The sequence below is a fragment of the Streptomyces sp. YS-3 genome (genome assembly GCF_045257485.1).
Taxonomy (GTDB): domain Bacteria; phylum Actinomycetota; class Actinomycetes; order Streptomycetales; family Streptomycetaceae; genus Streptomyces.
In genome coordinates, this window is the sequence record NZ_JBJHPC010001000.1 from 1 (window position 1) to 1,354 (window position 1,354).

Sequence of the window (1,354 nt, forward strand, 5' to 3'; positions counted from 1 at the left end):
ACGGTGCTGAGGGCGCTGCGCAGGGCGACGCGGCGGGCGGCGTTCGAGGCGCGGGGGACGTTCTCGTGATGCCCGGGGTTCGTCTGCGGCTGGGTGGTGGGTTGCCCGCGCAGTTCCCCGCGCCCCTGGTTGGCCCGGTGCTTGTCTGCGGGTGCGCTGTGGCTGGTCGCGCAGTTCCCCGCGCCCCTTGAGGCACCTCCGGCTGCTGCAACTCCCGGGTTCACCCCGGCCCCCTCAGGGGCGCGGGGAACTGCGCGGGCGGTCCACCACCGGGGCGGAGGGCTACACCGGGCGGTACGACACCGGGTGGGTGCCCGGTACCGGCTCCGCCCGGCCCCCCTTCACCAGGCGCCGCACATGCGCCTCCGCCTCCGACACCGCGATGTTCCGCGAGCCGTACGGGATCTCGGGCCACGGGCGGTTCCACTCCATCCGTACCGCCAGCTCCCACGGCGTGAGCGGTTCCGCCGCCAGGAGCTCCAGCAGGCCCGCCAGGCGCGACTCGTGGTGGGCCAGGAGCTCGCGGACCCGTGCCGCCGCGTCCGTGAACGCGTGCTGGTGGGCGGGCAGGACCTCCGCCACCCCCAGGCGGCCCACCCGCTCCAGGGAGGACACGTAATCCCCCAGCGGGTCCGTCACCGTCGCGTCGTCGGGGTCCTCGTACAGCCCGATGTGCGGACTGATCCCCGGCAGCAGGTGATCGCCGGAGAAGAGGCGGCCGTGGCCCGGCCGCCCGGACGGGTGGCGCTCCTCCAGGTGCAGGCAGACGTGCCCCGGCGTGTGGCCCGGCGTCCACACCGCCCGCAGCCGGCGGCCCGGCAGCGGCAGCAGGTCGCCGGGGACGATCTCCCGGTCCGGCAGCGCCGCCCGCAGCCCGGGCAGCGCCCGTGCCGCACCGCGCGCCCGCGCCTCCCGCAGCGGCCCGAGGTGCGACTCCGGCGCCCCCACCGCCGCCAGCTTCGCCGCCAAGTAGTCCAGCCAGGCGCCCGGTTCGGCCTCACGCGTACGCCGGACGACCGCCGTGTCCGCCGCGTGCATCGCCAGCCACGCCCCGGACGCCTCCCTGACGCGGCCCGAGAGCCCGTGGTGGTCGGGGTGGTGGTGGGTCAGGACGACGCCGTGGATGTCGCAGACGTCCGTGCCCAGACGCCGCAGGCCGTCCGTGAGCGTGTCCCAGGACGCGGGGTCGTCCCAGCCGGTGTCGACCAGGACCGGACCCCGGTCGGTGTCGACGACGTACACCAGTGTGTGGCCCAGGGGGTTGTCCGGGATGGGCACCTCGATGGACCGGACGCCCCCCACGTCCGAGGTGATGAAGCCGTTCGTGCCGATCCGCTCGGCGAGGGCGAGCGAC

The 1,354-nt window shown here is 75.8% G+C and carries 2 protein-coding genes; both read right to left on the bottom strand.

Annotation, left to right across the window (positions count from 1 at the left end):
- A partial coding sequence (locus tag ACJA3G_RS37025) for a hypothetical protein (RefSeq protein WP_406557396.1) occupies window positions 1–224 on the bottom strand: 224 nt, incomplete at its 3' end.
- A 58-nt stretch (window positions 225–282) separates the two neighbouring features.
- Window positions 283–1,332, bottom strand: a complete 1,050-nt coding sequence (locus ACJA3G_RS37030; RefSeq protein WP_406557397.1) for an MBL fold metallo-hydrolase — start codon at window positions 1,330–1,332, stop codon at window positions 283–285.
- Between the last annotated feature and the right edge of the window lie 22 nt (window positions 1,333–1,354).